Annotated in this window: 1 protein-coding gene; it reads right to left on the bottom strand. The window is 73.8% G+C overall.

The window, feature by feature from the left end:
- The coding region (locus CFP71_RS44555; protein WP_167406487.1) for an MFS transporter at positions 1 to 644 on the bottom strand (644 nt) is incomplete at both ends.

The raw sequence follows: 644 nt of genomic DNA, 5'->3' as shown, positions 1-644 counted from the left end.
CGGCCGCGGCCGCGGCCGCCAGGAACGTCGTGGTGTGGTCACCCTCGTTCCAGGTCACGAGCTGGCCGGCGACGGCCGTGCCGATGCCGTTGCCCACCCACATGAAGGTGCTCATCCACGCGAACGCCTCGGTCCGCTGCCGGGGCGGGGCCACCTCACCGAGCACGATCTGGTGCAGCGTGTCGCGGGGACCGCTGACCAGGCCGACGGCGAGCAGCGCCACACCCGCCAGGACGAGTCCGGGCGCGACCCCGGTGGCGACGAGAAGCACGGCGGAGGCGGTGTGGAAAGTGACGAGCTGGCGGCGGGGGCGGGCCTCGCGATGCCGCATGCCGTACCCGAGAGCGCTGACCACCGCGCCGACCGAGTAAGCGCCGAGCAGTACGCCGGACAGGCCGGGATTCCCGCCCGACGCGGCCGCGGCGGACACCCCGACGACGATGCAGCCGAACGCCAGCATGTCGAAGGCGGTGATCCCCAGCAGTACCCGGACGCGGCCGTCGGCGAGGGGACCGAGAGCACGCCGGGATCGGGATTTCCCGCCGGGAGGCTCGGCCGTCGCCGGTGCTCGCGGCGTCGGTACTGTCAGCAGGGTCAATACCCCGAGAACCGTGCACACCCCGGCCACCGCCACGGCGGCGACG

Source organism: Amycolatopsis thailandensis, from assembly GCF_002234405.1.
Classification (GTDB): domain Bacteria; phylum Actinomycetota; class Actinomycetes; order Mycobacteriales; family Pseudonocardiaceae; genus Amycolatopsis; species Amycolatopsis thailandensis.
The sequence above is the reverse complement of the archived record's forward strand: the minus strand, read 5'-3'. Positions and strand labels throughout refer to the sequence as shown.